Here is a 26890-nt window from a genome sequence, read left to right on the forward strand (position 1 = left end):
GGGGAGGGGGGGGGGGGGGGGGGGGGGGGGGGGGGGGAGGGAGCGCGAGCGGGGAGCCGGACTGCCCCCGCCCCCTCCCGGCCCGGCGACCGGTCGCCGGGCTCAGTCCTTCAGGCGGTAGACCATCGCGTCGCCGTAGGCGCCGATCACCTGGTAGTGGGTGTCCAGCAGGTTCTCGATCTTCGGCACCTGGGAGGGCTGGTAGGGCGCGCTGCCCGAGTCGTCGACCACGATCTCCGGCAGGCCGTTGGTGCTCAGCTCCTTGTCGAAGGTCTGCCAGGCGTCCGGCACGCTGTACTGCTCGCCGACGTCCGCGCCGCCCTTGCCGCCGCTGAAGTTGGTCAGGAACCCGGCGGTCAGGTAGCGGGTGGCCGGCTTGCGGTCGGAGAGCCAGTAGAGCTCCGGGTGCATGCCCCAGACCAGCACCGTGTCCTTGGGCGTGCTGCGCTCGGCCACCGTGTTGGCCACCTGGTTGTTCTGGCTCATCTGCTGGCCCGGCCAGGCCACCGCGAGCGCCCAGAACGCGGTGCAGGCGACCGTGCTGTAGACCAGCACCGGCTTCCAGCGCACCGCCGAGACCGAGACCGCCCCCACCCCCAGCAGCACCAGCGGCGGCATCAGCTGCAGGTAGTAGTGGCCGAAGAAGTGGAACCCGGTGGTCACCGCGACCACCGAGGAGACCAGCCAGACCCACAGGTCGCTGACCGCGCCGTGGGACTCGCCGCGCACCGGCAGCGAGCGCCCGGTGCGCAGCCGCACCCAGAGCCGGTGGCCGAGCGGGAAGAGGAAGCCGAGGCCGGCCGCCAGCAGGATCGCCGAGTTGCCCAGCGCCCGGCCGAACATCTGCAGCCAGGGGCCGTTGAGCGAGGCGTAGTCCCCGCTGCCGGTGACCACCCAGAACAGGAAGCCCTTCGGCTTGGTCAGGATCACCGCGACCAGCGTTATCGGCAGCGCGAAGCCGAAGCCGACCTTGAGCAGCGCGCTGCGCCAGGGCGCCGAGCGCAGCCGGGCGTCCTGGTAGAGCATCCAGAGCACCGGCAGCAGCACCGCGCCGCCGGTCTGCTTGGTCAGCGAGCAGAGGGCCACCGCGATCCCGGCGGCCAGCCAGCGCCGCCGCTCGGCGTACCGGAAGGCGGCCACCAGGGTGGGCAGCATGAAGACCTCGAAGGTCGCCGCCTGGGTGTCCTCCGGTGAGAGCCCGATGGAGAGCATCAGGTAGAGCACGCCGGCCGCGCCACCGGCCCGGTTGCCCCAGCGACCGCGCGCGATCGAGGCCAGCAGCACGGCGGTGACCAGGTGGGCCACGATCGCCAGGGTGCGCAGCGGCCAGAGCGAGAGCGAGCCGAAGACCGAGAAGCAGGCCTCGTAGAGCCAGGGCAGCAGCGGCGGCTTGCGGTCCACCACGGTGTCGTAGAGCACACCGCCGTCGGAGAGCATCCGGGCCTGGGTGGCCAGGTAGCCCTCGTCGGGGCTCCAGACCGGGCGCAGGAAGGACGGGATGTGGGTGAACGTCGCCAGCACGGCCAGCACCGGGACCAGGCGGGTCCAGTACCCCGTACGACAGCGCTCCGCCACGCGGGCGTAGAGCGCATCGAGGCGCGGCAGGGTAGGGGTCGCGGCAGACACGAGGGACAACCTACCGGGCGGGGCCGGCAACAGCGCCGCCGGTCCCAAACTCAGATATGAAAGTCATATTGTCACGAAGGTCGTCACCGAACATTCACGCATGTTCGGTGACGACCCGATTTCTCTCGGTGGGATTTTGTCGGTGCCCGGTCAGATTTCGACCGGGCCGGAGTGCCGTCGGTGCGGCGGTCAGGCGCGGGCGTCGACCACGGCGGCGTCCAGCCGCGAGACCAGCGCAGTCACCTGGCGGGCGATGTCCGGGCCGGTGAGCCCGATCTCGGCCAGGATCTCCTCGCGCTTGGCGTGGTCCAGGAACTCCTGCGGAATGCCGAAGTCGCGCACCGGCAGATCCACCTCGGCGTCGCGCAGCGCCTGCGCGACGGCCGCGCCGACCCCGCCGACCCGGCCGTTGTCCTCGACCGTGACCACCACCCGGTGCTCGGCGGCCAGGCCCGGCAGCGCCGGGTCCACCGGCTTGACCCAGCGCGGGTCCACCACGGTGGCGCTGATCCCCTGGGCGTCGAGCAGGGCCGCCGCCTCCAGGCAGAGCGGCGCCAGCGCACCGACCGAGACGATCAGCACGTCGGCCCGCCGCTCGCCCGGGGCCACCGCATCGGGGCTGCCGTGCAGCACGTCCATGCCGCCGATCCGGCCGAGCGCCGCCACGGCCGGGCCCACCGTGCCCTTGGAGTAGCGCACCACGGTCGGCGCGTCGGTCACCTGGACCGCCTCGCGCAGCTGGGCGCGCAGCTGATCGGCGTCGCGCGGGGCGGCCAGCCGCAGGCCGGGCACCACCTGGAGGATCGACATGTCCCACATGCCGTTGTGCGAGGCGCCGTCGGTTCCGGTGACGCCGGCCCGGTCCAGCACGAAGGTGACGCCGAGCTTGTGCAGCGCGACGTCCATCAGCACCTGGTCGAAGGCCCGGTTCAGGAAGGTCGCGTAGACCGCGACCACCGGGTGCAGCCCGGCGGTGGCCAGGCCGGCCGCGGAGACCGCGGCGTGCTGCTCGGCGATGCCGACGTCGAAGGTGCGCGCCGGGAAGGCCTTGGCGAAGTCGGCCAGGCCCACCGGGTGCAGCATCGCGGCGGTGATCGCCACGATGTCCTCGCGCTCGCGGCCGAGCTCGACCATCTCCTCGCCGAAGACCGAGGTCCAGTCCTTGCCCGAGCTCTTCACCGGCAGGCCGGTGTCCGGGTGGATCACGCCGACCGCGTGGAAGCGGTCCTCGTCGTTCTGCAGCGCGGCGTGGTAGCCGCGGCCCTTCTCGGTGATGCAGTGCACGATCACCGGGCCGCCGAAGCCGCGCGCCTTGCGCAGCGCGGACTCCAGCGCGCCGATGTCGTGGCCGTCGATCGGGCCGAGGTACTTCAGGCCGAGGTCCTCGAACATGCCCTGCGGGGCGATGAAGTCCTTCAGGCCCTTCTTGGCGCCGTGCAGCGCGCCGGCCAGCGGCTGGCCGACCACCGGGGTGCGCTGCAGCGTCTCCCGGCCCCAGGTCAGGAAGCGCTCGTAGCCCTGGGTGGTGCGCAGCGTGGTGAGGTGGTTGGCCAGGCCGCCGATGGTCGGCGAGTAGGAGCGCTCGTTGTCGTTGACCACGATCACCACCGGGCGGTCCCTGCCGTCGGCGATGTTGTTCAGCGCCTCCCAGGCCATGCCGCCGGTGAGCGCGCCGTCGCCGGTGACCGCGACCACCGGGCAGTCGGTCAGGCCGCGCAGCTGGTTGGCCTTGGCGATGCCGTCGGCGTAGCCGAGCACGGTGGAGGCGTGCGAGTTCTCGATCACGTCGTGCTCGGACTCGACCCGGGACGGGTAGCCGGACAGGCCGCCCTTCATCTTCAGCCGACTGAAGTCCTGACGGCCCGTCAGCAGCTTGTGCACGTACGACTGGTGCCCGGTGTCGAAGAGGATCCGCTCGCGCGGCGAGTCGAACACCCTGTGCAGCGCGATGGTCAGCTCGACCACCCCGAGGTTCGGGCCCAGGTGTCCGCCGGTCTTGGCGACCTCCTCGATCAGGAAGCCCCGGATCTCCTCGGCGAGGGCAGCCAGCTGCCCCGGGGTGAGCCGGTCGAGATCGCGCGGTCCCCGGATGCGGGTCAGCAGGGGCACCCGTTCCTCCTCTGTCGGTACGTGTCCGGCACTGGTGTTCGGCCCGTGTGCCGGGCGGTTCGGCCCGGTTTCGGGCAGGTGATCCGACCACCCAGCTGGTCGAGTCTAATCTCCGTCCGCCGGACCCCGTGCGCCGCCCGGCGGCTTCGGGCCTCCCAGCAGGCAGGCGAAGACCCGGGACGCGCCCCTTGATTCGGGCGCGCCCCGGGTCGGTGCGGGGTGCTGCCACCCCGGGTCCGGACTGCTCCGCGCCGCCCGGGGACCGCTGCTCGGACCCCGGGCGGCAGCCGGCTCAGCCGCGGCCGGAGGACTTCTGGGTCCGGCGGGAGACCGAGTCGAGCACCACCGCGGCCAGCAGCACCGCACCGGTGATCATGAACTGGATGGACTGGCTGATGCCCTCCAGGTCGAGTCCGGTGACGATCGACTGGATCACCAGCATGCCGAGCGGGGCCGACCAGGTCTTGCCGCGACCGCCGAACAGGCTGGTGCCGCCGATCACGGCCGCCGCGATCGCGTTCATCAGCGCGAAGCCGCCACCGGTCTGCTTGTCCGCGAAACCGGCCTGCGAGGCCATGAAGAGGCCGCCGATCGCGGCCAGGCCGGCCGAGATCATGAAGACCGAGATCCGCACCCGGGCGACGTTGATGCCGGCCCGGCGGGCCGCCTCGATGCCGCCGCCGACCGCGAAGATCTTGCGGCCGTAGGAGGTGCGGCGCAGCACGAAGTCGGTCACCACCACCACGGCGAGCAGCACCACCAGCGCCAGCGGCAGGCCGCGGTCCTGGTTCAGCACGTAGGCGGCGCCGAAGGCGAGCACCGCGAGCAGGCCGGTGCGCAGCGCGATCTCGCTGGTCGGCCGGTGCGGCAGGCCGGCCTCGCGGCGCTGCCGGGAGCCGAGCAGCGCAGCCACCAGGTAGCCGGCCACGGCGACGGCGGCCAGGCCGTAGGCGGCGGCGACGTCGTCGAAGAAGTAGTTGTCCAGGTTGGCGATCACGCCGTTCGGGATGTTGTTGAGCGTCCCGGTGTTGCCCATCACCCAGCCCTGCAGGCCGTTCCAGGCCAGCATGCCGGCCAGCGTGACCACGAAGGCGGGCACGCCGATCTTGGCGAAGAAGAAGCCGTGCAGCGCGCCGATGGCCAGCGCGGCGAGCAGCGCGACCAGCATCGCCAGCCACTCGTTGACCCCGTGCTGGATCGAGAGCACCGCGGAGATCGCGGCGGCGGAACCCGCCACCGAGCCGAGCGACAGGTCGATCTCGCCGAGCAGCAGCACGAAGACGATGCCGCAGGAGATCAGGCCGGGGCCGGCGATGTAGAGGGTGATGTTGGAGAGGTTGCCGGCGTTCAGGAAGTGGCCGGTCAGCCCCTGGAAGACGGCGGCGATCACGATCAGCCCGAGCACCACGGGGATCGAGCCGAGGTCGCCGGAGCGCAGCTTGCTCCTGAACTCGGTCAAGTAGCCGGCCAGCCCCTGCTCGCGCACCATCAGGCGGGGGTCCACGGCGGGGATCGGGGCCGCGCCCTCGGAGATCTCGGTCACAGTCGAAGCCTTCGGGGTCGTCGCGTGGTTGCTCACTTGGTCGCCTCCGCGACGCGTGCCTGCCGGCGGGTCACGGCGTTGTCGGTGGCGCCGGTGATCGCCGAGATGATCGTCTCGTGACTGGTCTCCGCGGTGGCGAAGACGCCGTTGTTGCGGCCCAGCCGCAGCACCGCGACGGTGCTCGCCACCGCGCGGACGTCCGCCATGTTGTGGCTGATCAGGATCACGCCGAGGCCACGGTCGCGCAGCCGCTCGACCAGGTCGAGCACCTGGGCGGTCTGCTCGACGCCGAGCGCGGCGGTCGGCTCGTCCAGGATCACGATCTTCGGGTCGCCGATCAGCGCACGGGCGATCGCCACCACCTGGCGCTGGCCGCCGGAGAGCGCGGCCACCGGGATCCGCACGCTGGGGATCCGGATCGACAGGGTGTCGAGCAGCTCCTTGGCGCGCTTCTCCATCGCCACCTCGTCGAGGCGGCCGGCGCGGGTCAGCTCGCGGCCGAGGAAGAGGTTGGCGACCACGTCGAGGTTGTCGCAGAGCGCGAGGTCCTGGTAGACGGTCGCGACGCCCAGCGCCTGGGCGTCCTGCGGGCGGTGCAGCGCGACCGGCTTGCCCTGCCACTCGATCGTGCCCTCGTCGATCGGGTGCACCCCGGCGATCGTCTTGACCAGGGTGGACTTGCCGGCGCCGTTGTCGCCGACCAGGGCGACCACCTCGCCGGCGTGCACCTCCAGGTCGACGCCGGTGAGCACCTGGACGGCCCCGAAGCGCTTGGAGACGCCGCGCAGGGCGAGGACGGGTATGTCTGACTGAACCATCGGTGGGCTCCTTCGGGGGTCGAGGGGGCGCACGTGCCGAGGGCCGACCGGTGGCTCGGGCCCGCACGCCGAGGTGACGGCGGGCCGGCCGGGCCGCGTGGGGGACGGTCCGGCCGGCGCGCGTCGCTTGCTGAAGCCGCGTCCGTTACTGGATACCCGCGGCCTTGCAGGCGTCGGCGTACTGGGCGGTGCAGATGTCGGAGACCTTGTAGAGGCCGTCGGCGATCACCGTCTGCTCGATGTTCTTCTTGGTCACCACGACCGGGGTGAGCAGCAGCGAGGGGATGTTCTGGCCGCCGCTGGGGGTCACCGTGGTGGCGGTGCCGGTGACGTCCACGCCGTGCAGCAGGTCGACGGCGATGGTGGCGGCGCCCTCGGCCTCCGGCTTGTAGGCCTTGTAGATGGTGTACGACTGGTCGCCGGTCAGGATCCGCTGGATCGCGTCGGACGCGGCGTCCTGGCCGCCGACCGGCATGCCGTTGATGCCGGCCGCCTTGAGCGCGGTGATGATGGCCGCGGCCATGCCGTCGTTGGCGGAGTAGACGGCCTGGAAGCCGCCCTTGCCGAGCGCGGTGATGGCGGCACCGATCTTCTGGCTGGCCACGGTGGGCTGCCACTGGCCGGACTGCTCGTAGACGATCTTGCCCACGCCGCCGTCCAGGATCTTGTGCGCACCGGCCTTGAACTGACCCGCGTTCGGGTCGGCGTCGTCACCGTTGATCATGACCACGTTGGCGGTCTTGGCGTTGCCGCCGCCCGCGTTGACGGCGTCGATCAGGGCCTGGCCCTGCAGCTCGCCGACCTTCTCGTTGTCGAACGAGATGTAGGCGGAGACCGGGCCGCTCGCCAGCCGGTCGTACGCGATGACCTTGACGCCCTTCTTCTGCGCGTCGGTGACCCAGGAGGCGGTGCCGGTGGCGTTGACCGCGTCCAGCACGATCACCTTCACGCCCTGCGAGACCAGGGTGTCGAACTGCTGCTTCTGGGTCGCCGCATCGCCGTTGGCGTTGTTGTACTTGACGGTGCAGTCGGCGCACAGCGCCTTGACCTTGGCCTCGATCAGCGGCTTGTCGAAGGACTCGTAGCGGATCGAGGAGGAGTTCTCCGGGAGGAGCAGGCCGATGGTCTTGGTGTCACCCGAGCTCGCCGAGTTGGAGCTGCTGCCCCCGGCCTTGCCACAGGCGGCCATCGTGAGGGCCATCGAAACCGCGGCAGTGCCGACGAGGACGCGACGCATCATTGCGTTCATGTGGGGGATGCCTCCCTGACAGAGCCGCAACGTTGCGGCGAGGTGGAAGGGAGTCAACCCGCCACCTCGCGTTGCCGTCAACAAGTAAACCCAGTGCTTGGAGGATTCAAACCCTTTCGTTATCTTCCTGAAGGCTCACCCGAGCCCGAACTATCCAACCATGTCCGGATTCGCCCCGGTTGGGTAGGGACTGAAGCCGAGTCAGCTGCGCCCGGCCGCCGCAGCCGTGGCGTGCCCGATTGCACCGGTTTCGCCCATCTCGCTCATCACCAGGGCCAGCGCACCGAGGACTTCGGCCCGGCCGCCCAGGGTCCCCGGGACGATCGACAGCTGCCGGGCCGCGGACGGGATCGCGTACCGCGCCACCGAATCCCGGATCGGGGAAAGCACCAGCTCACCGGCCTCGGCCAGGTCGCCGCCGAGGATCACCCGGCGCGGGTTGAGCAGGTTGCACAGGGTCGCCACGCCGGTCCCGATCTGCCGCCCGGCGTCCGCGATCACCCGGCGGCAGCCCAGGTCGCCCTGCTGGGCCAGCCGGACCACCTCGGACAGGGTCAGCTCCCGGTCGTGACTCGCGTTCAAGAGGTTGAGCAGGTAGCGGGAGCCGACGAAGGTCTCAAGGCAGCCCCGGTTGCCGCAGCGGCAGACCGGGCCCGACTCGTCCAGCGTGATGTGCCCGATCTCGCCCGCCGTGCCGCCCGGACCGCGGTAGATCTGACCGTTGATCACCAGCCCGGAGCCGACCCCGCTGGCCACCTTGATGTACGCCAGGTCCCCCAGCCCCCGCCCGGCGCCCCAGACCAGCTCGCCGAGCGCGCCCAGGTTGGCGTCGTTGTCCACGTGCACCGGCATGCCCAGGCGCTGGGCCAGCTCGCGGCCCGGCGCGATGCCGGTCCAGCCCGGCAGGATCGCGGTGGAGCCGAGCGCGCCGGTCTCCACGTCGATCGGGCCCGGCACCCCGAGGCCCACCCCGATCACCTTGTCCGAGCGGAAGCCGGCCTGCTCCAGCAGCCGGTCCACCAGCGCCTCGGCCCGGGCGAAGCCCTGCTCCGCGGAGACGTCCACGTTCATCGGCTCGCTCTCCTCGGCGAGCACCCGGTGCGCCAGGTTGCCGACCGCCACCCGCAGGTGGGAGTGGCCGAAATCGACCCCGACCACGATCCCGGCGTCCGCGCTGAGCGAGACGCTGCGGGCCCGGCGGCCGCCCGAGGAGGTGTCGGCCACCACCACCGTGCCGGCCTCCTTGAGCTCGCGCACGATGTTGGAGACGGTGGCTGCCGACAGGCCGGTGGCGCGGGCGATCTCGGCCTGGGTCAGCGAGCCCGCCATCCGGACCGCGCGCAGCACCCGTTCGAGGTTGGCCCGGTGCAGCGAGGACTGCGAACCCGGCGTGTCCATGGACATGAATGACCTCCTTCGGACGCGGGCACCCGACGGTCCCCCGCCCGACCGCGCCGTTGCGGACAATGCATCTTCAACTTCTGAACTCTATGTCGCCCGCCCACCGGGCGGCCGTGTCAATCCGGCGAACCGGTATCACCCGGAAGCTCAGCCCCGGCTCAGCCGTGCCGTCAGGACCCGGCACGGTCGAGCGCTCGGCCGGCCGCGGGCACGCCCGGCACGGACCTGGAGGTGTCCGAAAATGGTGCACCTCTACGATGTCCCTTAATTCTCAGTCGCCCATCCAGTCTCCCGCGTCGCACCGGCCGGGTCGGGCGGCCATCGGACTGACAATGACGGGGCATCACATGGCAGGGGATCAGCCCAGTGCGGGCTACGGGCCGCAGAACGCGGCCGGCGGACCGGGTGGCGGAGTACCGCCGCGGCCGGGAGTCGACCCGGCAGCGGTCGCGGACCAGCTGACTCAGCTCGACGGCGCGGCGATCCCCGCCCAGGCGGCACCACCGGTCGCACCGCCCGGCGCGGGCGCCGCTCCGGGGGCGCCCGGCGGCCCGAGTGCGCCGAACGGCGCGGACCTCGGCTACCAGCCGACCGCCCCCGCGTTCCCCGCCCAGAGCGCCCCGCCGGCCCCGGGCGCGCCGGTCGGCCCGTACGACCCGGCGGCCGGCGCCGGCACCCCCGCCTACGGCTACCCGCAGGCCGCGCCGCCCAGCTACGGCTACCCGCAGCAGGACGCGGGCTACCCGGCCCCGCCGCAGCAGCCGTTCGCCCAGCCGGCCCAGCCCTTCGCCCAGCCGGCGCCGCAGCCGGCCTTCCCCTACCCGGGCCCGACGCAGGGCGCCCCGGCGAAGAAGGAGCGCAACCCGGTCATGGTGTTCGGCGCCATCGCCGGCAGCGTGCTGGCGATCGCCATCGTGATCGGACTGGTGGTGCTCTTCAACCCGGGCCCGCACCACAACCCGAATTCCACCGGCGGCCCGAACACCACCGGCGGCCCGGGCCCGGACGACTCCGGAAAGCTGGTCGCCAGCTGGTCGGCGCCCAAGCTGAACGGCGACGCCAGCTCGCTGAAGACCATCGGCGAGTGGGCCACCTCCAAGCTGCTGATCCGCGGTGACAGCACCGGGCTGACCGCCTACAACCTGAGTGACGGCACGCAGGCCTGGCAGTACCAGGTGCCGGACGGCACCAAGGCGCTGTGCAGCATGTCCAAGAACCTCAACAAGAACAACGTGGGCGCCATCACCTTCAACCTGGGTGACAACGACTGCGCCGCGGTCGGCGCGATCGACGCCACCACCGGCAAGCTGCTCTTCAAGGCCGGCTCGCCGCTGAGCAACAAGAGCTTCAACACCACGGTCACCATCGGCGACAACACGCTGGCCGCCGCCAGCGGCGGGCTGCTGGCCGGCTACAACCTCAGCGACGGCTCGCAGGCCTGGGTCTACAAGGACCGCGGCCAGTACTGCAACGACCAGGCGGACACCGGCGGCAACGTCGTGGTGGTCAGCGACTACTGCTCGGACACCAGCAACCAGCAGCAGCTGATGGTGCTGGACGCGACCACCGGCAAGACCACCCAGACCTTCAACCTCGGCCAGAACGAGCGGCTCAGCAACATCGTCTCGGTCAAGCCGCTGGTCGTGCAGATCTCCAGCAACTACGACAACGACTACTTCGTCGGCATCGACTCCTCCGGCAACGCGATGGCGAAGATCCCGCTGAAGGTCACCGGCGCCGACCGGCTGCAGCTCTCCGGCTTCAACGACCCGACCGCCAAGAGCCTGGTGATCGGCAACACCCTCTACGTCGAGGTGCAGAACAGCGACAAGACGGCGATCGAGGCGATCGACCTGGCCAGTGGCAAGTCGCTGTGGACCCAGGACGGCGGCGCCGAGATGGGCCTGCACCTGGTGGACTGGATCTCGACCTCGGACCCCGCCCCGCGCGCCATCGCCATGGACGGGTTCGAGAAGGGCGCCCGGGTGCTGAAGCTGAACCCGGCCGACGGCACCCCGACCACCTACGAGACCTTCAGCACCAAGGCCAGCAGCGACGACTTCATCAGCATGCAGGACTCCGAGGTGATGATGAACGACGGCGGCGAGGTGCTGCAGGTCCCGGCGCTGCCGACCTCGGACGCGGCCGCCGTGCTGTACGCCAAGAAGAACTGACCGGCGCGCCCCGCGGGGGCGCCGCATCCGCCGCTCGGGCCCGCCGTCGCACTGACGGCGGGCCCGAGCGGTCGTTCGCCCACCTGCGACCCTTGGCCCGAACAGTCAATCGACTCCGGGAAAACGAGGCCGACGTGGGAGGATGCGCCCAACAAGCCTGACGAAGGAGTCCTGCGAGTGCCTGGCACCAACTTGACCCGGGAGGAGGCCCGCACCCGGGCCGAGCTCCTCCACGTGGATGCGTACGAGATCGAGCTGGATCTGAGCTCGGCCCGCGACGGCGGCAACTTCCGGTCCACCACCCTGGTCCGCTTCACCGCCAGGCAGCCCGGCGCGGCCACCTTCATCGACCTGGTGGCCCCCGCCGTGCACGAGATCGTGCTGAACGGCGAGCCGGTCGAGCTGTCCGCCTTCGCGGACAGCCGGATCGCGCTGACCGGGCTGGCCGCGCAGAACGAGCTGCGGGTGGTCGCCGACTGCGCGTACACCAACACCGGCGAGGGCCTGCACCGGTTCGTCGACCCGGTGGACGGCGAGACCTACCTCTACAGCCAGTTCGAGGTGCCGGACGCCCGCCGGGTGTTCGCCTCCTTCGAGCAGCCCGACCTGAAGGCCACCTTCGCCTTCTCCGTCATCGCACCGCGCGGCTGGGTGGTCGTCTCCAACTCCCCCACCCCCGAGCCGGTCGGCGACGGTGACACCCAGCGCTGGACCTTCGCCCCCACCGGGCGGATCTCCGGCTACATCACCGCGATCATCGCCGGCCCCTACGTCGGCGTCTTCGACGAGTTCGCCGACGGCGCGCAGCGGGTGCCGCTGGGCATCTACTGCCGCCCGTCGCTCCAGGAGTTCCTGGACGCCGAGGAGATCTTCGCCGTCACCAAGCAGGGCTTCCGGTACTTCCAGGAGAAGTTCGACTTCGCCTACCCGTTCGAGAAGTACGACCAGCTCTTCGTCCCGGAGTTCAACGCCGGCGCGATGGAGAACGCCGGCGCGGTCACCTTCCGCGACCAGTACGTCTTCCGCTCCAAGGTGACCGACGCCTCCTACGAGGCCCGCGCCACCACCATCCTGCACGAGCTGGCCCACATGTGGTTCGGCAACCTGGTCACCATGGAGTGGTGGAACGACCTCTGGCTCAACGAGTCGTTCGCCACCTACGCGGAGATGGTCGCCCTGGTCGAGCCGGGCGACACCAAGTGGCCCAACGGCTGGACCACCTTCGCCAACATGATGAAGACCTGGGCCTACCGGCAGGACCAGCTGCCCTCCACCCACCCGATCATGGCGGAGATCAACGACCTGGAGGACGTCCAGGTCAACTTCGACGGCATCACCTACGCCAAGGGCGCCTCGGTGCTCAAGCAGCTGGTCGCCTACGTCGGCCAGGACGCCTTCTTCCAGGGCGTGCAGGCCTACTTCAAGCGGCACGCCTGGGGCAACACCACGCTGGCCGACCTGCTCAGCGCGCTGGAGGAGGCCAGCGGCCGCGACCTCAAGGCCTGGTCCAAGGCCTGGCTGCAGACCGCCGGGATCAACGTGCTGCGCCCCGAGATCGCGGTCGACGAGGCCGGCGTGATCACCTCCTTCGCCGTCCGCCAGGAGGCGCCGGCGCTGCCCGAGGGTGCCAAGGGCACCGCCGCGCTGCGCCCGCACCGGATCGCCATCGGCTGCTACCAGCTCACCGACGGCGCGCTGCTGCGCACCGACCGGATCGAGCTGGACGTGGACGGCGAACTCACCGCCGTGCCGCAGCTGGTCGGCCGCCCGCGCCCCGCCGTGGTGCTGCTCAACGACGACGACCTGACCTACGCCAAGCTCCGCCTCGACGCCGACTCGCTGGCCACCGTCACCGCCCACCTGGGCGGCTTCACCGAGCCGCTTCCGCGCGCGCTGGTCTGGTCCGCCGCCTGGGACATGACCCGGGACGGCGAACTCCCCGCCCGCGACTACCTGGAGCTGGCCATCGCCGGCCTGCCCGACGAGACCGACATCGGCGTGGTGCAGACGGTCCAGCGCCAGGCCAAGCTCGCCCTGGAGCTCTACGCCGACCCGGCCTGGCGCGAGCAGGGCCTGGTCCGCTGGGCCGCCGCCGCCGAGGCGCAGCTGCGCGCCGCCACCCCCGGCGGCGACCACCAGCTCGCCTGGGCCAAGACGCTGACCGCGGTGGCCCGTTCGGAGCAGCAGCTGGCCCTGCTGGCCGGCCTGCTGGACGGCACCGAGGAGCTGGCCGGCCTGGCCGTCGACACCGACCTGCGCTGGGACCTGCTGACCCGCCTGGTCGCCACCGGCCGCGCCGACGAGGCCGCCATCGACGCCGAGCTGGCCCGCGACAACACCGCCGCCGGCCAGGAGCACGCCGCCACCTGCCGGGCCGCCCGCCCGAGCGCGGCGGCCAAGGCCGAGGCCTGGGCCTCGGTCGTGGACTCCGACACCCTGACCAACTACGTCCAGGACGCGGTCGTCAACGGCTTCAACGTCGCGGACCAGCGCGACCTGCTGAAGCCGTACGGGCCGCGCTACTTCGAGGCGCTGAAGGGCATCTGGGAGTCGCGCAGCCACGAGATCGCCCAGCTGCTGATCACCGGGCTCTACCCGAGCTACCAGGTCTCGGAGGCCACCCTGGCGGCCACCGACAGCTGGCTGGCGACCGCCGAGCCGGCCCCGGCGCTGGCCCGCCTGGTGGTCGAGTCCCGCGCCGGCATCGAGCGCGCGCTCAAGGCCCAGGCCGTGGACCGGGCTGCGGGGGACCGCGGCTGACGGTAGCCGCCGCCCGGCCCGACGCCGACGGCCCCCGACCGCGGATCCGCGGTCGGGGGCCGTCGGCGTTCAGCTGCCGACTGTTAGGGCAGGGTCAGCACGAACTCCGCACCACTCGCCTGCTGGTGACCCAGCGCCAGCTCCCCGCCGTGCGCCCGGGCGATCGCTCGGGCGATCGCCAGGCCCAGCCCCGTGGTGCCGGTCGCGCGCGAGCGGGAGTGGTCGCCGCGGGTGAAGCGGTCGAAGACGTGGGGGGCCAGGTCCGGCGGGATGCCGGGGCCGTCGTCGGTGACGGTGAGGTGGTGGGGGGTCAGGACCAGGGTCACCGTGCTGCCGGGCGGGGTGTGGCGGTGGGCGTTGGCCAGCAGGTTGGCGACGAGCTGGCGCAGGCGGTCCTCGTCGCCGGTGAGCAGGACCGGGTCGGGGGGCAGGTCGAGGCGCCAGTGGTGGGTGGGGGCGGCGGCGCGGGCGTCGTCGGTGCAGTCGAGGACCAGGCGGGTCAGGTCGACCTCGGCGGCGGCCAGCGGGCGGCCGGCGTCGAGGCGGGCGAGCAGCAGCAGGTCGTCGACGATGCCGCCCATCCGGGTGGCCTCGGCCTCGATCCGGGTCAGGGCGTGGCGGACCGGCGGGGCGATCGGCTCGGGGTGGCGGAGCGCGAGTTCGGCGTGGCCCCGGACGGTGGCCACCGGGGTGCGCAGCTCGTGGCCGGCGTCGGCGGCGAAGGAGCGCAGCCGGTCCTCCACCGCGTGGCGCTGGGCGAGGGCGTCGGCGACATGGCCGAGCATCCGGTTGAGCGCCAGGCCGACCCGGCCCGCCTCGGTGGCCGGGTCGGCGGCGGCGGGCGGGACGCGTTCGGTGAGCACCACTTCGCCGCGGGCCAGGGGCAGCACGCTGACCCGTTCGGCGGTGGCGGCGATCCGGTCGAGCGGGCGCAGGGCCAGGCGCAGCCAGAGGGTGCCGACCAGGCCGGCGAGGGTCGCGGCGGCGGCGAAGACGGTGACCTCCAGCAGGATCACCTGGTGCACGGTGTCGTCGAGTTGGTGCAGCGACAGGCCGGTGACCAGGACGTCGCCGTCCACCCCGGCGACGGCGACCACCCGGTACTCGCCGAGGCCGGTGAGCCGGACGGTGCGGGCGGGGGCGGTCGCCGGCGGCGCGGCCACCAGGAGGGCGGCGAGGGTGCGCTGGTCGGCGGGGGTGAGCTTGACCAGGTCGTCGGTGTCGGCGGGGCGGGTGCCGGCGGCCACCGCGAGGTCGTCGGCGTCGCCGTCCACGACGCCGGCCGCGGTGACGGTGCCGTGCATCAGGCGGGCGCCGAAGGTGCCGGGGGCCTGGGCGCGGGTGTCGCGGACGGCGACGTCGCCCGGGCCGTGCTCCAGGCTGGCGGCGTAGCGGCCGCCGGTGTCGGAGAGTTGCTGGTCGAGCCGGGCCAGCAGGTAGTCGTGCAGCGCGGTGGTGACCACCAGGCCGACCGCGGTGAGGATCACCAGCAGCAGGGCGCTCAGACCGGCGATCAGCCGGGCCCGCAGGGTGCGCGGCCAGCCGATCGGGAGGGCGGCGGCGGGGTGGTTCACGGGGCCGGCTTGAGCAGGTAGCCCGCGCCGCGGACGGTGTGGATCATCGGCGCCCGCCCGGCGTCGATCTTCTTCCGCAGGTAGCTGATGTACAGCTCCACCACGTGGGCCTTGCCGCCGAAGTCGTAGGACCAGACGGCGTCCAGCAGTTGGGCCTTGCTCAGCACCTGGCGCGGGTGGCGCATCAGGTGCAGCAGCAGCGCGTACTCGGTGGGGCTGAGCTCGACCGGCGCCCCGCCCCGGCTGACCTCGCGGGCCGACTCGACCAGCACCAGGTCGCCCAGCACCAGCGCCTCCTCGGGCGGCGGGGCGGCCGGTTCGGCGCGGCGCAGCAGGCCGTGCAGCCGGGCCACCACCTCGGCGAGGCTGAACGGCTTGGTCACGTAGTCGTCGCCGCCGGCGGTGATGCCGGCGATCCGGTCCTCGACGGCGTCCCGGGCGGTCAGGAAGAGCACCCGGACCTCGGGGCGCTCGGCGTGGATCCGCTCCAGGACGGCCAGGCCGTCGAGGTCGGGCAGCATCATGTCGAGCACCACGGCGTCGGGCGCCCAGTCCCGCGCCGCGGCCACCGCCTGCCGGCCGGTCGCGGCGCCGCGGGCCTGCCAGCCCTCGTAGCGCAGTGCACCGCAGAGCACCTCGACCAGATCGGGTTCGTCGTCGACGACCAGGATGCGGCGTGTGGTCATGGGATCCGTTCGGAGCGTTCGGCGAAGGGGCGGGAGGCGGGGGCTGGGGGACGGTGGCGACCGCCGTGGCGGCGAAGAGCCATTCTGGGTGCCGCCGATGAGAATGCCGTGAGATCTTGCCGCCCGCCAGACCGCGCTGACCTGCGGGAACGCCGGAATTCCAAGCCTGGGACGGTTCGGGTTCAGAGCGAATTGAGAGCTTACGGTGACAGGGTTGCACGGTCTTCACCGGAGGAGAGCCGATCGTGAGCACCGCCACCCACCGCCGTTCCCGGCGGGCCGCGCCCGCCACCGCGCCGGCCGACTCGGAGGTGCGGCTGGATCCGGTGGTCCTGGTGCCGGCGCTGATCGCGGCGGGCGCGCTGGCCGTGCTGGCGCTCTGGTGGCGGGACACCTACGCGGTGACCGGCGCCGACCAGTGGCTGACCGGCGCGGGCCGGATCACCGGTCTGCTGGCGGGCTACGGCGCGCCGGTGCTGCTCCTGCTGATGGCCCGGATCCCGGTGCTGGAGCGCGAGGTGGGCGCCGACCGACTGGCCCGCTGGCACGCGCTCGGCGGCCGCTACCTGGTGGGCCTGGTCACCGCGCACCTGCTCACCATCACCTGGGGGTACGCGCTGACCGCGCACCGCGGGGTGGTGGCCGAGGAGGTGCAGCTGGTCTTCCACTACCCGGAGATGATCAAGGGAACGCTGGGCACCCTGCTGCTGCTCGGCACCGGCGTGGTCTCGGCCCGGGCCGCCCGCCGCCGGCTGAGCTACGAGGCCTGGTACTACCTGCACCTGGCGACCTACCTGGCGATCGCGCTGGCCTTCGCCCACCAGTTGGTGAACGGCGCCGACCTGGCCGAGGGCGTCGGACTGTACGCCTGGTGGGCGCTCTACCTGCTCGCCTTCGCGGTGCTGGGCTGGTTCCGGCTGGTGGTGCCGTTCCTGACGGACCGCCGGCACCGGCTGCGGATCGCCGAGGTGCGTCCGGAGGGCCCCGGGGTGGTCTCGGTCTTCCTGACCGGTGAGCGGCTGGACGAACTGCACTGCGAGCCGGGCCAGTTCTTCCGGCTGCAGTTCCTGGCCCCGGGCCTGCGCTGGGCGGCCAACCCGTACTCGCTGTCCGCGCCGCCGCACCCGCGCTTCCTGCGCTTCACGGTGAAGGAGCTGGGCGGGCACAGTGCGGCGGTGGCGGAGCTGCGACCCGGGGTGCGGGTGCGGGCCGAGGGACCGTACGGGGCGTTCACCGCGCGCCGGCGCCGGGCCCGCAAGGTGCTGCTGATCGCCGCCGGGGTCGGGATCACGCCGATCCGCGCGCTCTTCGAGACGCTGCCGGCCCGCTCCGGCGAGCTGACCCTGCTCTACCGCGCCCGGGACGAGGCCGACCTGCTGTTCCGCGCCGAGCTGGAGGAGCTGGCCAAGCGGCGCCGGGCCCGGCTGCAGTTCATGGTGGGGACCCGCGAGGAGCTGGGCGACGTGTTCGCGGCGCACCGGCTGCCCGCGCTGGTGCCGCAGCTGACCGCGCACGAGGTCTACCTCTGCGGGCCGCAGCCGTTCACTGCCGGGGTGATGGCGGAGCTGCGCGCGGCGGGGCTGCCGCGGCACCGGATCCACCACGAGTCCTTCGGGTTCTGACCCCGGGCTCGCCCCAGACTTCCCGTCCCACACCGTTCCCGAGGGAGCCCGCCGATGCGCCGAACCGTCATCACCACCGCCGCCACCGCGGCCGGGGTGGTGCTGCTGCTCTCCGCCAAGCCGCACGGCAGCGCCTCCGCGCAGAGCCTGCCGGTGATCTCCTCCGACACCGGCAACACGGCCGCCGCCGACCAGGGGGGCGACCAGTCGACCGCCCAGCCCACGGCCGGCGGTGCCGCCGGCAGCGCGGGCGGCGCGGGCAACACGGGCGGCGCGGGCAGCCCGAGCGGCGCGGCGAGCAGCGGCACCGGGGGCAGCAGCGCCGGCTCGCACACCGTCACCGGCAGCTCCATCGACACCCGCTACGGCCCGGTCCAGGTGCGGATCACCCTGACCGGCGGCAAGCTCACCAAGGTCGACGTGCTGCAGTACCCCGCGGACACCAACCGCGACGAGGAGATCAACAGCTACGCGCTCCCCCAGCTCAACCAGGAGGCGATCGCCGCGGGCAACGCCCAGATCGACGCGGTCTCCGGCGCCACCTACACCAGCGACGGCTACACCCGCTCGCTGCAGAGCGCGCTCGACCAGGCCGGCGTGCACTGATGACCCGGGGTGCACCGATGGCCCGGCGTGCACTGATGGCCGGGGACCGCTGATGCTGCGCCACGCCGAGGCGGCGATGGGCACCGTCTTCTCCTTCGCCGTGCGCGACGCCGAGCCCGGGCACCTCGCCGTCCTCGCCCCGGCGCTGGCCGAACTGCACCGGCTGGACGCGCTCTTCTCGACCTACCTGCCGCACAGCGAGATCAGCCGGCTGGGCCGCGGCGAGCTGACCGAGCAGCAGTGCGACCCGCTGGTCCGCGAGGCGCTGGCGCACTGCGCGGCGGTGGCCCGGGAGACCGGCGGCTTCTTCACCGCCCGGCCCGGCGGGCGGCTGGACCCGTCCGGCTGGGTCAAGGGCTGGGCGATCGAGCGCGCCTCCGAGCTGCTGCTGGCGGCCGGCTACCGGCACCACAGCGTGACCGGCGGGGGCGACGTGCAGACCCGTGGACAGGCCGCGCCCGGTCGCCCGTGGCGGGTCGGGGTGGCCGACCCGGACCGCGCCGGGCAGCTGGTGGCGGTGCTGCGGCCGCAGCACGAGGGCGCGGGTGCCGGGGCGGACGGCTTCGCGGTGGCCACCTCGGGCACCGCCGAGCGCGGCGCGCACATCGTGGACCCGACCAGCGGCGCCCCCGCCCACGGGCTGCGCTCGCTCACCCTGGTCGGCCCCCGGCTGGCCCGCACCGACGCCTACGCCACCGCCGCCTTCGCGATGGGCCCGCTGCGCGCGCTGGACTGGGTGACCGCCCTGGACGGCTACGAGGCGCTGGCGGTGCTCCCGGACGGGCGGCGGCTCGGCACTCCGGGCGTGGCGCGCCACCTGGTCGCGGGGTGACGGGCAACACTGAGGCGTGGACGGGAGTCAGGGCGCCGCGCTCGGCAGCAGACTGAACTGGCTGCGGGCCGGGGTGCTCGGGGCCAACGACGGGATCGTGTCGACCGCCGGTCTGGTGGTCGGGGTGGCCGGGGCCACCAGTTCGGCGAACACCCTGCTCACCGCGGGGCTGGCGGGGCTGCTGGCCGGCTCGCTCTCGATGGCCAGCGGCGAGTACGTCTCGGTGAGCGCCCAGCGGGACTCGGAGCGGGCCGCGCTCGCCCTCGAGGAGCGCGAGCTGGCCGAGCAGCCGGCCGCCGAGCTGGTGGAGCTGACCGGGCTGCTGGAGGAGCGCGGACTGACCCCGGAGCTGGCCCGTGAGGTGGCCGAGCAGCTCACCGCGCGGGACGCGCTGAGCGCGCACGCCCGGGTGGAGCTGGGCATCGACCCGGAGCAGATCGTCAACCCCTGGCACGCGGCCTGGGCCAGCTTCCTCGCCTTCACCTGCGGCGCGCTGTTGCCGCTGCTGGCGATCGTGCTGCCGCCGGCCGGCTGGCGGGTGCCGGTCACCGTGGTCGCGGTGCTGGCCGCGCTGCTGCTCACCGGGTGGGCGGGGGCGCGGCTGGGCGAGGCGCCGGTCGGGCCCCCGGTGCTGCGCAACGTGCTGGGCGGCGGGCTCGCGATGGCGATCACCTACCTGGCGGGGCGGCTGCTGGGCGCGGCGGGCGGCTGAGCCGGGGCCCACCGGTGCCCGAGCAGCGCACTGCCCCGCCGCTTCCGGAGGAGGCGGCGGGGCAGTGGGCGGGCCGGGGTGCTACGGCGCCCCGACCCCGGGGTTCACTTGCCCTTGCTCTTGGCCGAGCCGGCGGTGCCCAGCATCACCAGGCCGGCGATGATCACGAAGAGCGCGACCGGAATGCCGACGTACAGCCCGATCGCCTCCCCGGTGCTCACGTTCGCCAGCTCCTTGCCGTCCTGGCCCGCGGCGAAGGCGGGCGACGACAGCAGCATCATCAGCGTGGCCGCCGCGGAGACCGCACCGGCGCGCATAGCGTTCCTCTTGTCCACGTTTTTCAACGTACCCGCCCTTTATTGGACCCCGCGCGGCGGGGTCGTCCTTCCGGGTCCGGCGGCGGATCCCCGCGTTCCCAGGTCCGCCAGCAGCCCGCCCAGCTCGGCGGCGCCCGGCGAGGCCGCGAGCTGCTCCAGGGTGACCGGGCGGCCGGCGGCGTCGGCGACCGGCAGCCGCCAGTTCGGGTACTGGTCCCAAGTGCCGGGCAGGTTCTGCGGGCGCGGGTCGCCGACGGCGTCCGGCAGCCAGACCCCGACCAGCTCGGCCGGGGTGGCGAGCAGGAACCGGTAGAGCGCCGCCTGATCCGGCTCGGCGTCCGCGGCGAGCAGTCCGAGCCGGACCAACTCGGCCTTCCAGTCCGCCAGTTCGGTCGCCGCGGCGTCCTCCTCGACGGCCAGCGGACGGGACAGCAGGCCCAGCTGGTGGCGCAGCCGGACGTGCTCGCCGCTCAGCCGGGCGGCGGTGCTGGGCAGGTCGTGGGTGGTCAGCGTGGCCAGGCAGCCGGCGCGCCAGCGGGCCGGCGGCAGCGGTGCGCCCTTGGCCCCCTCCTTGCCGGTCCAGTCCCGCTCGAACCAGAGCACCGAGGTGCCCAGCACCCCGCGCGCGGCCAGCTCCTCGCGCACCCCGGGCTCCACCGTGCCCAGGTCCTCGCCGATCACCGCGGCGCCGGCCCGGTGCGCCTCCAGCGCGAGCACGCCGAGCATCGCCTCGGCGTCGTAGCGGACGTAGGCGCCCTCGGTGGGCGGGCGGCCCGCGGGCACCCACCAGAGCCGGAACAGGCCCATCACGTGGTCGATCCGCAGCGCGCCGGCGTGCCGGGCGGCGGCCCGCAGCAGTTCGGCGTACGGGGCGTAACCGGCCTCGGCCAGCCGGTCGGGGCGCCACGGCGGCAGGCCCCAGTCCTGGCCGTGCGCGTTGAAGGCGTCCGGCGGTGCGCCGATCGAGATGCCGGTCGCCAGGTGGTCCTGCAGCACCCAGGCGTCGGCGCCGTCGGGGTGGCAGCCGACCGCCAGGTCGTGCACCAACCCGAGGCCCATGCCGGCGCGTTCGGCGGCCTGCTGGGCGGCGCCGAGCTGCTCGTCCAGCAGCCAGGCGAGCCAGCGGTGGAACTCCACCGCCGGGGCCAGCTCGGCGCGGGCGGCGGCCACCTGGGGGCTGCCGGGGTGGCGCAGCCCGGCCGGCCAGTGGTGCCAGTCGGCGCCGTGCCGCTCGGCCAGCGCGCACCAGGTGGCGTACTGCTCCAGCCAGTCGCCCTCGCGCCGGGCCCAGGCCCGGTAGGCGGCCTCCCGGCCGGGCCCGCGCGGCACGGCGTGCAGCAGCTGCAGCGCCTCGCGCTTGACCGCCCAGACCGCGTCCCGGTCGATCAGGCCGTCGTGCTCCAGCACCTCGGCGCGCAGCCGGTCGCCGCGCCGGGCCAGTTCGGCCAGGTCCGCGCGGGCGGCGGGGCCGGCGTAGCCGTACTCGGGGACCGCCTCGATCCGCAGGTGCACCGGATCGGCGAAGCGGCGCGAGGAGGGGCGGTAGGGCGAGGGGTCGCCGGGGACCGCGGGCAGGCCCGCGTGCAGCGGGTTGAGCTGCAGGAAGTCGGCGCCGAGCGCGCCGGCCGACCACTGCGCCAGCTCGGCCAGGTCGCCCAGGTCGCCCATGCCCCAGGAGCGCTCGGAGAGCACCGAGTAGAGCTGGGCCAGGAAGCCCCAGCCGCGCCCGGGCAGCGCGGGCAGCCGGGCGGGTGCCACGATCAGCGCGGCGTGCTCGGCCCGGTCGGCCAGCGCCAGGTGCAGGGTGTGCCGGCCGAGCGGCAGGTCGGCGGGCAGCCAGTGCGAACGGCCGGCGGGCAGGTCCCAACGGCCGCCCTCCTCCAGCGCGATGCTCAGCCGGGCGGCGGCCGGCACGTCGAGCGCGGTGCGCCGCCCGACCCGGACCACCAGGCAGTGCGGCAGCAGCCGGGCGGCGGCCGCGGCACGCTGCTCGGCCAGGGCCAGCTCGACGGCCTGCGGGCTGCTCGCGTCCACCCCGAGCGCGGCCAGCACGGCGATCAGGGTGGCAGCGCCGACCCGGACCGGCTCGCCCTCGCCGGGGTCGTAGCTGCTGTCCACGCCGTGCGCGTGGGCCAGCGCGACCAGCGCGGGGCCGGGCAGGTCCTCCGCGCCGGCGGCGGACGCGGCGGCCGACGACTCGTCGGCCTGGGTGTCGGAGCGGTCGAGGTAAGCGGCCAACACGGCCTCCTGGAGGCGGACTCGGGAGCAACGGACGGGGACCTGGGTGGTGCCGGCGGTACGGGTGGGACGGCGGAGCGTGCGTCAGCTCCACTCCTACCCGTCGCGCCCCCGTGGCATCCGTAACGGCGCGCCGCGGACGGGTGCGTGACGGATCGCCGGGCGCCAGCAGGACGGGACCGTCGACAGCGGGACGAAATGGGATGGAACGGTCATCGGACCGGTTCACGTTGACAGTGCCCACAGCCACCTGGTGGGCTGGGCCTCCGCGAGGTCTGGTGGTTCGGCTGGGGGGCCGGGAAACAGTCGTCGCACGCCCGTAGATCACCCCGTCCGGCCGCCCGTCCCCCGGCCGCGAGGAGGCCCCCTGTGCAGACCCGTGTCTCCGTCGTCGCAGGTCAACGGCTGCGCCGGCAGCTCGCAGCCAGCCCGGCGCTACGCGAGGTGCTGCACCACCCGGCGGTCCACGTCACCCGCCGGGCCACCGCCCGCACCGCCCGCCGCCTCGCCCCGCGCGCCGCGGACCGGCTGATCGCCGACCTCAAGGGCACCGCTCCACTGCTCGCCGAGCGCGTCCCCAGCGGACGGACCGTCACCGGCACCGGCTCCGTGCACCCCGAGGCGCTGACCCACCGTCGGGCTGCGCTGCGGGTGGCCGCCACCTTGTCCGCCGCCGCGGTGATCGGCGGCCTGGCCGTCTCGGTGCCGGCCGCGGCGGCCGGCGGCACCGGCCCGGTGGCCGCCTACACCACCGGTGCCCCGGTGCGCTCCCCGCTCGGCAGTCTGACCAGCCCCCAGGTCTTCCCGCGGCCGCAGCAGCTGACGCCGGGCGGCAAGCCGGTGACCGTGCCGGCCGCGGTGACCCTGGTCCCCGGCGCGCAGGCCGACCCGGGCGCGGTGGCGGCAGTGCGCGAGGTGCTCAACCAGGCCGGCGCGACCAGCGCGGTGGTCCCCTCCTCGCTGGTCCCCGGCGCGCCCGCGCCGGCACCGGTCGCCGGCTCGCTGGCGGTCTACGTCGGCGGTCCCGCCGAGCAGCCCGACCCGGCCGCCGCCCAGGTGCTGCAGGCGCTGGGCGCGGGCGACCCGGACGGCCTGCCGAGCGGCGGCTACGTGCTGGCGGCCGGCCAGCTGCCCGCGGCCGGCGGCGGCAGCTACGGCGCGGTGGTGCTCTCCGGGGCGGACGCCACCGGCACCTTCTACGCCGCGCAGAGCCTGCGCCAGTTGCTCACCACCGTCCCCGCCGGGCAGGGGCAGCAGGGCTCGGGCGGCTACGGCTTCCCCGGCCTGACCATCCGGGACTGGCCCACCGGCGCACAGGTGCGCGGCACCGCCGAGTCCTTCTTCGGCACCCCGTGGACCACCGCCCAGCGGCTCGACCTGATCGACTTCCTGGGCCGGACCAAGCAGAACTTCTACCTCTACGCCCCCGGCGACGACCCCTACCGCCAGGGCCAGTGGCGCGAGCCCTACCCGCAGGACCAGGCCGCCGACCTGAAGGCGCTGGCCGACCGGGCCCGCACCGACCACGTCACCCTCGGCTACGCCGTCTCGCCGGGGCAGAGCTTCTGCTTCAGCTCCGGCAAGGACCTGAACGCGCTGCTGACCAAGCTCACGGCGCTGCGCCGGCTCGGCTTCGGCGCCTTCCAGCTGCAGTTCGACGACATCAGCTACGACGAGTGGCACTGCTCGGCGGACCGGGCGGAGTTCGGCACCGGCCCGACCGCCGCCGCCAAGGCCCAGGCCCGGCTGGCCGCCGCGGTGCAGCAGCGGCTGATCGACGCCGACCCGGGGCTGGCCCCGCTCTCGGTGGTGCCCACCGAGGACCACCAGCAGGGCGCCAGCCCGTACCGCACCGCGCTGGCCGCCGCGCTGCCCCGCACGGTGCAGATCGTCTGGAGCGGGGTCGGGGTGATCCCGTCGAAGATCACCGCGGGTCAGACCGCCGACACCGGGGTGCTCTTCGACCACCCGCTGGTCACCATGGACAACTACCCGGTCAACGACTCCAGCCCGGACCGGCTCTTCCTCGGCCCCTACACCGGCCGCGACCCGGAGGTGGCGAGCCGCTCGGCGGTGCTGCTGACCTCCGCCATGCAGCAGGCCACCGCCTCGCAGATCCCGCTGGCCACCGCCGGCGACTTCGCCTGGAACCCGACCGGCTACCAGTCCGACGCGGCCTGGCAGTACGCGCTGCGCGCGCTGGCCGCGGAGACGGCGCCCAACGCGGCCGGCGACGGCGGCCAGCCGCTGGCGGCGCTCACCGCCCTGGCCGGCAACAGCTCCTCCTCCCCGCTCTCCGGCCAGGAGTCCGGCTACCTGACCCCGCTGCTGGACGCCTTCTGGGCGGCGCTGCAGCCGACCGGCGGCGGCGCCCCGGACCTCACCAAGCTCCAGCAGGCCGCCGACCCGCTGCGGGCCGCCTTCACCGCCATGGCCGGCGCCCCGGGCGCGCTGCCCACCGGCTCGGGCAGCACCACCGGCTCGGGCAGCACCACCGGCAGCACCCTCGCCCTGGAGACCGGCCCCTGGCTGACCCGGGTCGGCCTCTACGGCAAGGCCGGCCAGGCCGCGCTGGACATGCTGCTGGCCCAGCACCGCGGCGACGGCGCCGGCGCCTGGAACGCCCGGGTGCAGCTGCGCACCCTGCGCACCCAGCTGGCCGCGCAGGGCCCGGTGACGGTCGGCGCCGGGGTGCTCGACCCGTTCCTGGACCGGGCCACCCAGGCGGCCGACAGCTGGTCCGGGGTCGGCGCCGGCGCGGCCGCCCCGACCACCACACTGGGCAGCGCCGGCGGCCACCCGGCGGCACTGATGACCGACTCCTCACCGGACACCTTCTACTGGAGCGCGACCCCGCCGCAGGTGGGCGACTCGGTGGGCATCACGCTGGGCGACGGGCGACCGGTCGCCTCGGTGACGGTGCTGATGGGCGGCAGCGACGGCGGCGCTGACCCGGGCAGCGACGCGGACGCCGCGGCCGGCGACTACCTGCAGGACGGGGTGCTGGAGTACGAGGGCACCGACGGCATCTGGCACCAGCTGATGACCGTGCACCAACAGAAGACGGTCACCGCGCAGCTGCCCGCCGGCGTGCTGGTCCGGGCGGTGCGGCTGCGGGCCACCAAGGCCCAGCAGACCGAGATCGCGGTGCGCGACTTCAGTGTCACCGCGCCGGACAGCGCCGGCGTGACCGTCTCCGGCGGCCCGGCCGCCGCCCCCGGCTCGCCGCCCTCCGCGGTGCTGGACGGCGACCCGGACTCCGCCTACCGGGCCGCCGCCCCGCCGACCGCCACCGACGCCCCGCTCACCGTGACGCTCGGCGCGACCCGCCCGCTGGACCGGCTGACCGTGCTCACCGACCCGAACGTGCAGGCCGTGGCGACCGTCTCGGTGCGCAACCCGGACGGCAGCTGGACCGACCTCGGCACCCTGCACCCCGGCTACAACGAGCTGCCGGCCGGCGGCCGGCCCACCGACGCGCTGCGCCTGACCTGGCAGCCCGGCGGTGACGCACCGGTGGTCAACCAGATCGTGCCCTGGTACGCGGACACCCCGGTGGCCCGGCTCACCGTGGCCGACCCGGTGCTGGACGTGATCGCCGGCGCCCCGGCCCCCGCGCAGACCCAGGCGGTGCTGGACGCGCTGCGCCCCGACGGCGCCACCGGGCAGCTCACCGCGGCCGCCCCAGCCGGGGTGGCGGGCCTCACCGTCTCGCCCGCCGCCGGGCCCGGGCAGGCGGGCACCGCGGTCAGCGTGCCGCGCGGCGGCCGGGTGAGCACCCCGGTGCAGGTCGCGGCGGCCGCGGGCACCCCGTCCGGGACCTACCAGGTGCCGGTGACCTTCACCGCCGGCTCGGTGGCGGTCCAGCAGACCCTGCAGGTGCACGTGGTGCCGCCGACCGGCGGGCCGGACCTGGCGCCCGGCGCCACCGCGAGCGCCTCGGGCAGCGCGGGTGCCAAGTTCCCGGCCTCCGCGGTGAACGACCGCAACCCGGCCACCCGCTGGTCCTCGCCGCCGGTGGACGACGCCTGGGTGCAGCTGCAGCTGCCGCAGCCGACCCACCTGGGCGAGACCGTGCTGCACTGGCAGGACGCCTACGCCAGCGCCTACCGGCTGGAGACCTCGAGCGACGGGCAGAACTGGACCACGGTGGCCGACGTGGCCAACGGGCACGGCGGCACCGAGACGCTCCGGTTCGACGCGCCGGACGTGCGCTACCTGCGGATGCAGGGGGTCAGCCGGGCCACCACCTTCGGGTACTCGCTGTACGGGATCGAGCTGTACGCGGTCACCGAGCCGGTCGCCCCGGTGGCGCCGCCGGCCCAACCGCCGGTGGGCGTGCCGGTGCCGACCCCGACCCCGGGCGGGGTGCCCGGGCCGGTGCCCAGCGGCAGCCCGACCCCGGTGGTCCCGGCGCCCAGCCCCTCGCCGTCCGCCGCACCGGCGCCCAGCGGTTCGCCCAGCCCGAGCCCCGGCGCGAGCGGCACCCCGGTCGCCACCGAGGAGATGGTTTAAGGGCCCGATAACATCGATGGCCTTATACGGGGGCCCGTCGCGGCTCCTCAGGGGCAACGGCGCTGAGGCGCGGGCCCTCCAGGGGCTGGCGGGGGGTGACCGAGGCCC

17 protein-coding genes are annotated in these 26890 nt (G+C 74.0%); 7 read left to right on the forward strand and 10 right to left on the reverse strand.

What is annotated here, in order from left to right:
* Positions 1-102: 102 nt before the first annotated feature.
* The 6 genes from ACQRUO_RS10850 to ACQRUO_RS10875 all read right to left on the reverse strand — a co-directional run bounded on the left by ACQRUO_RS10850 (position 103) and on the right by ACQRUO_RS10875 (position 8743).
* Positions 103-1626 carry an ArnT family glycosyltransferase gene (locus tag ACQRUO_RS10850; RefSeq protein ID WP_428315580.1) on the reverse strand — a complete coding sequence of 508 codons (1524 nt, stop codon included), beginning with the start codon at positions 1624-1626 and terminating at the stop codon, positions 103-105.
* 189 nt (positions 1627-1815) lie between these two features.
* Positions 1816-3735, reverse strand: a complete 1920-nt coding sequence (dxs, locus tag ACQRUO_RS10855; RefSeq protein WP_428315581.1) for a 1-deoxy-D-xylulose-5-phosphate synthase — start codon at positions 3733-3735, stop codon at positions 1816-1818.
* A gap of 292 nt (positions 3736-4027) precedes the next feature.
* On the reverse strand, positions 4028-5278 hold the full coding sequence (locus tag ACQRUO_RS10860) for a sugar ABC transporter permease (RefSeq protein ID WP_428315582.1): 1251 nt from the start codon (positions 5276-5278) through the stop codon (positions 4028-4030).
* A gap of 32 nt (positions 5279-5310) precedes the next feature.
* Positions 5311-6096, reverse strand: a complete 786-nt coding sequence (locus ACQRUO_RS10865) for an ATP-binding cassette domain-containing protein (protein ID WP_428315583.1) — start codon at positions 6094-6096, stop codon at positions 5311-5313.
* A gap of 145 nt (positions 6097-6241) precedes the next feature.
* On the reverse strand, positions 6242-7345 hold the full coding sequence (locus ACQRUO_RS10870; protein WP_428315584.1) for a sugar ABC transporter substrate-binding protein: 1104 nt from the start codon (positions 7343-7345) through the stop codon (positions 6242-6244).
* 201 nt (positions 7346-7546) lie between these two features.
* Entirely contained in the window at positions 7547-8743 is a 1197-nt protein-coding gene (locus ACQRUO_RS10875) for an ROK family transcriptional regulator (RefSeq protein ID WP_428315597.1), read from the reverse strand.
* Positions 8744-9093: 350 nt separating this feature from the next.
* On the opposite strand from ACQRUO_RS10875, the gene ACQRUO_RS10880 reads away from it, so the two are divergent.
* A complete protein-coding gene (locus ACQRUO_RS10880) occupies positions 9094-10920 on the forward strand; it encodes a PQQ-binding-like beta-propeller repeat protein (RefSeq protein WP_428315585.1) in 1827 nt (608 codons plus the stop codon).
* A gap of 177 nt (positions 10921-11097) precedes the next feature.
* Positions 11098-13680, forward strand: a complete 2583-nt coding sequence (pepN, locus tag ACQRUO_RS10885; RefSeq protein ID WP_428315586.1) for an aminopeptidase N — start codon at positions 11098-11100, stop codon at positions 13678-13680.
* A gap of 83 nt (positions 13681-13763) precedes the next feature.
* On the opposite strand, the gene ACQRUO_RS10890 is transcribed toward pepN, so the two are convergent.
* On the reverse strand, positions 13764-15254 hold the full coding sequence (locus ACQRUO_RS10890; protein ID WP_428315587.1) for an ATP-binding protein: 1491 nt from the start codon (positions 15252-15254) through the stop codon (positions 13764-13766).
* A complete protein-coding gene (locus ACQRUO_RS10895; RefSeq protein WP_428315588.1) occupies positions 15251-15940 on the reverse strand; it encodes a response regulator transcription factor in 690 nt (229 codons plus the stop codon). The genes ACQRUO_RS10890 and ACQRUO_RS10895 overlap by 4 nt, the downstream gene beginning before the upstream one ends.
* Before the next feature lie 245 nt (positions 15941-16185).
* Between ACQRUO_RS10895 and ACQRUO_RS10900 the strand changes: the two genes are divergently transcribed.
* Genes ACQRUO_RS10900 through ACQRUO_RS10915 form a run of 4 tightly spaced genes read left to right on the forward strand, consistent with a single transcriptional unit; the run spans position 16186 to position 19712 of the window.
* Positions 16186-17562 (forward strand): ferredoxin reductase family protein, encoded by a 1377-nt coding sequence (locus ACQRUO_RS10900; protein WP_428315589.1) that lies wholly within the window; start codon positions 16186-16188, stop codon positions 17560-17562.
* 54 nt (positions 17563-17616) lie between these two features.
* A complete protein-coding gene (locus ACQRUO_RS10905; RefSeq protein WP_428315590.1) occupies positions 17617-18168 on the forward strand; it encodes an FMN-binding protein in 552 nt (183 codons plus the stop codon).
* Positions 18169-18220: 52 nt separating this feature from the next.
* Complete coding sequence (locus tag ACQRUO_RS10910) at positions 18221-19000, forward strand: FAD:protein FMN transferase (protein WP_428315591.1); 780 nt, start codon at positions 18221-18223, stop codon at positions 18998-19000.
* Between the two features lie 16 nt (positions 19001-19016).
* On the forward strand, positions 19017-19712 hold the full coding sequence (locus ACQRUO_RS10915) for a VIT1/CCC1 transporter family protein (RefSeq protein WP_428315592.1): 696 nt from the start codon (positions 19017-19019) through the stop codon (positions 19710-19712).
* A gap of 104 nt (positions 19713-19816) precedes the next feature.
* On the opposite strand, the gene ACQRUO_RS10920 is transcribed toward ACQRUO_RS10915, so the two are convergent.
* Positions 19817-20056 carry a hypothetical protein gene (locus ACQRUO_RS10920; RefSeq protein WP_428315593.1) on the reverse strand — a complete coding sequence of 80 codons (240 nt, stop codon included), beginning with the start codon at positions 20054-20056 and terminating at the stop codon, positions 19817-19819.
* 12 nt (positions 20057-20068) lie between these two features.
* Positions 20069-22267 carry a 4-alpha-glucanotransferase gene (malQ, locus tag ACQRUO_RS10925; protein ID WP_428315594.1) on the reverse strand — a complete coding sequence of 733 codons (2199 nt, stop codon included), beginning with the start codon at positions 22265-22267 and terminating at the stop codon, positions 20069-20071.
* Positions 22268-22636: 369 nt separating this feature from the next.
* Here malQ and ACQRUO_RS10930 point away from each other — a divergent pair, with 369 nt between their 5' ends.
* Entirely contained in the window at positions 22637-26782 is a 4146-nt protein-coding gene (locus tag ACQRUO_RS10930) for a beta-N-acetylglucosaminidase domain-containing protein (RefSeq protein WP_428315595.1), read from the forward strand.
* Positions 26783-26890: the final 108 nt, after the last annotated feature.

Source organism: Kitasatospora sp. LaBMicrA B282, assembly GCF_050325825.1.
Classification (GTDB): domain Bacteria; phylum Actinomycetota; class Actinomycetes; order Streptomycetales; family Streptomycetaceae; genus Kitasatospora.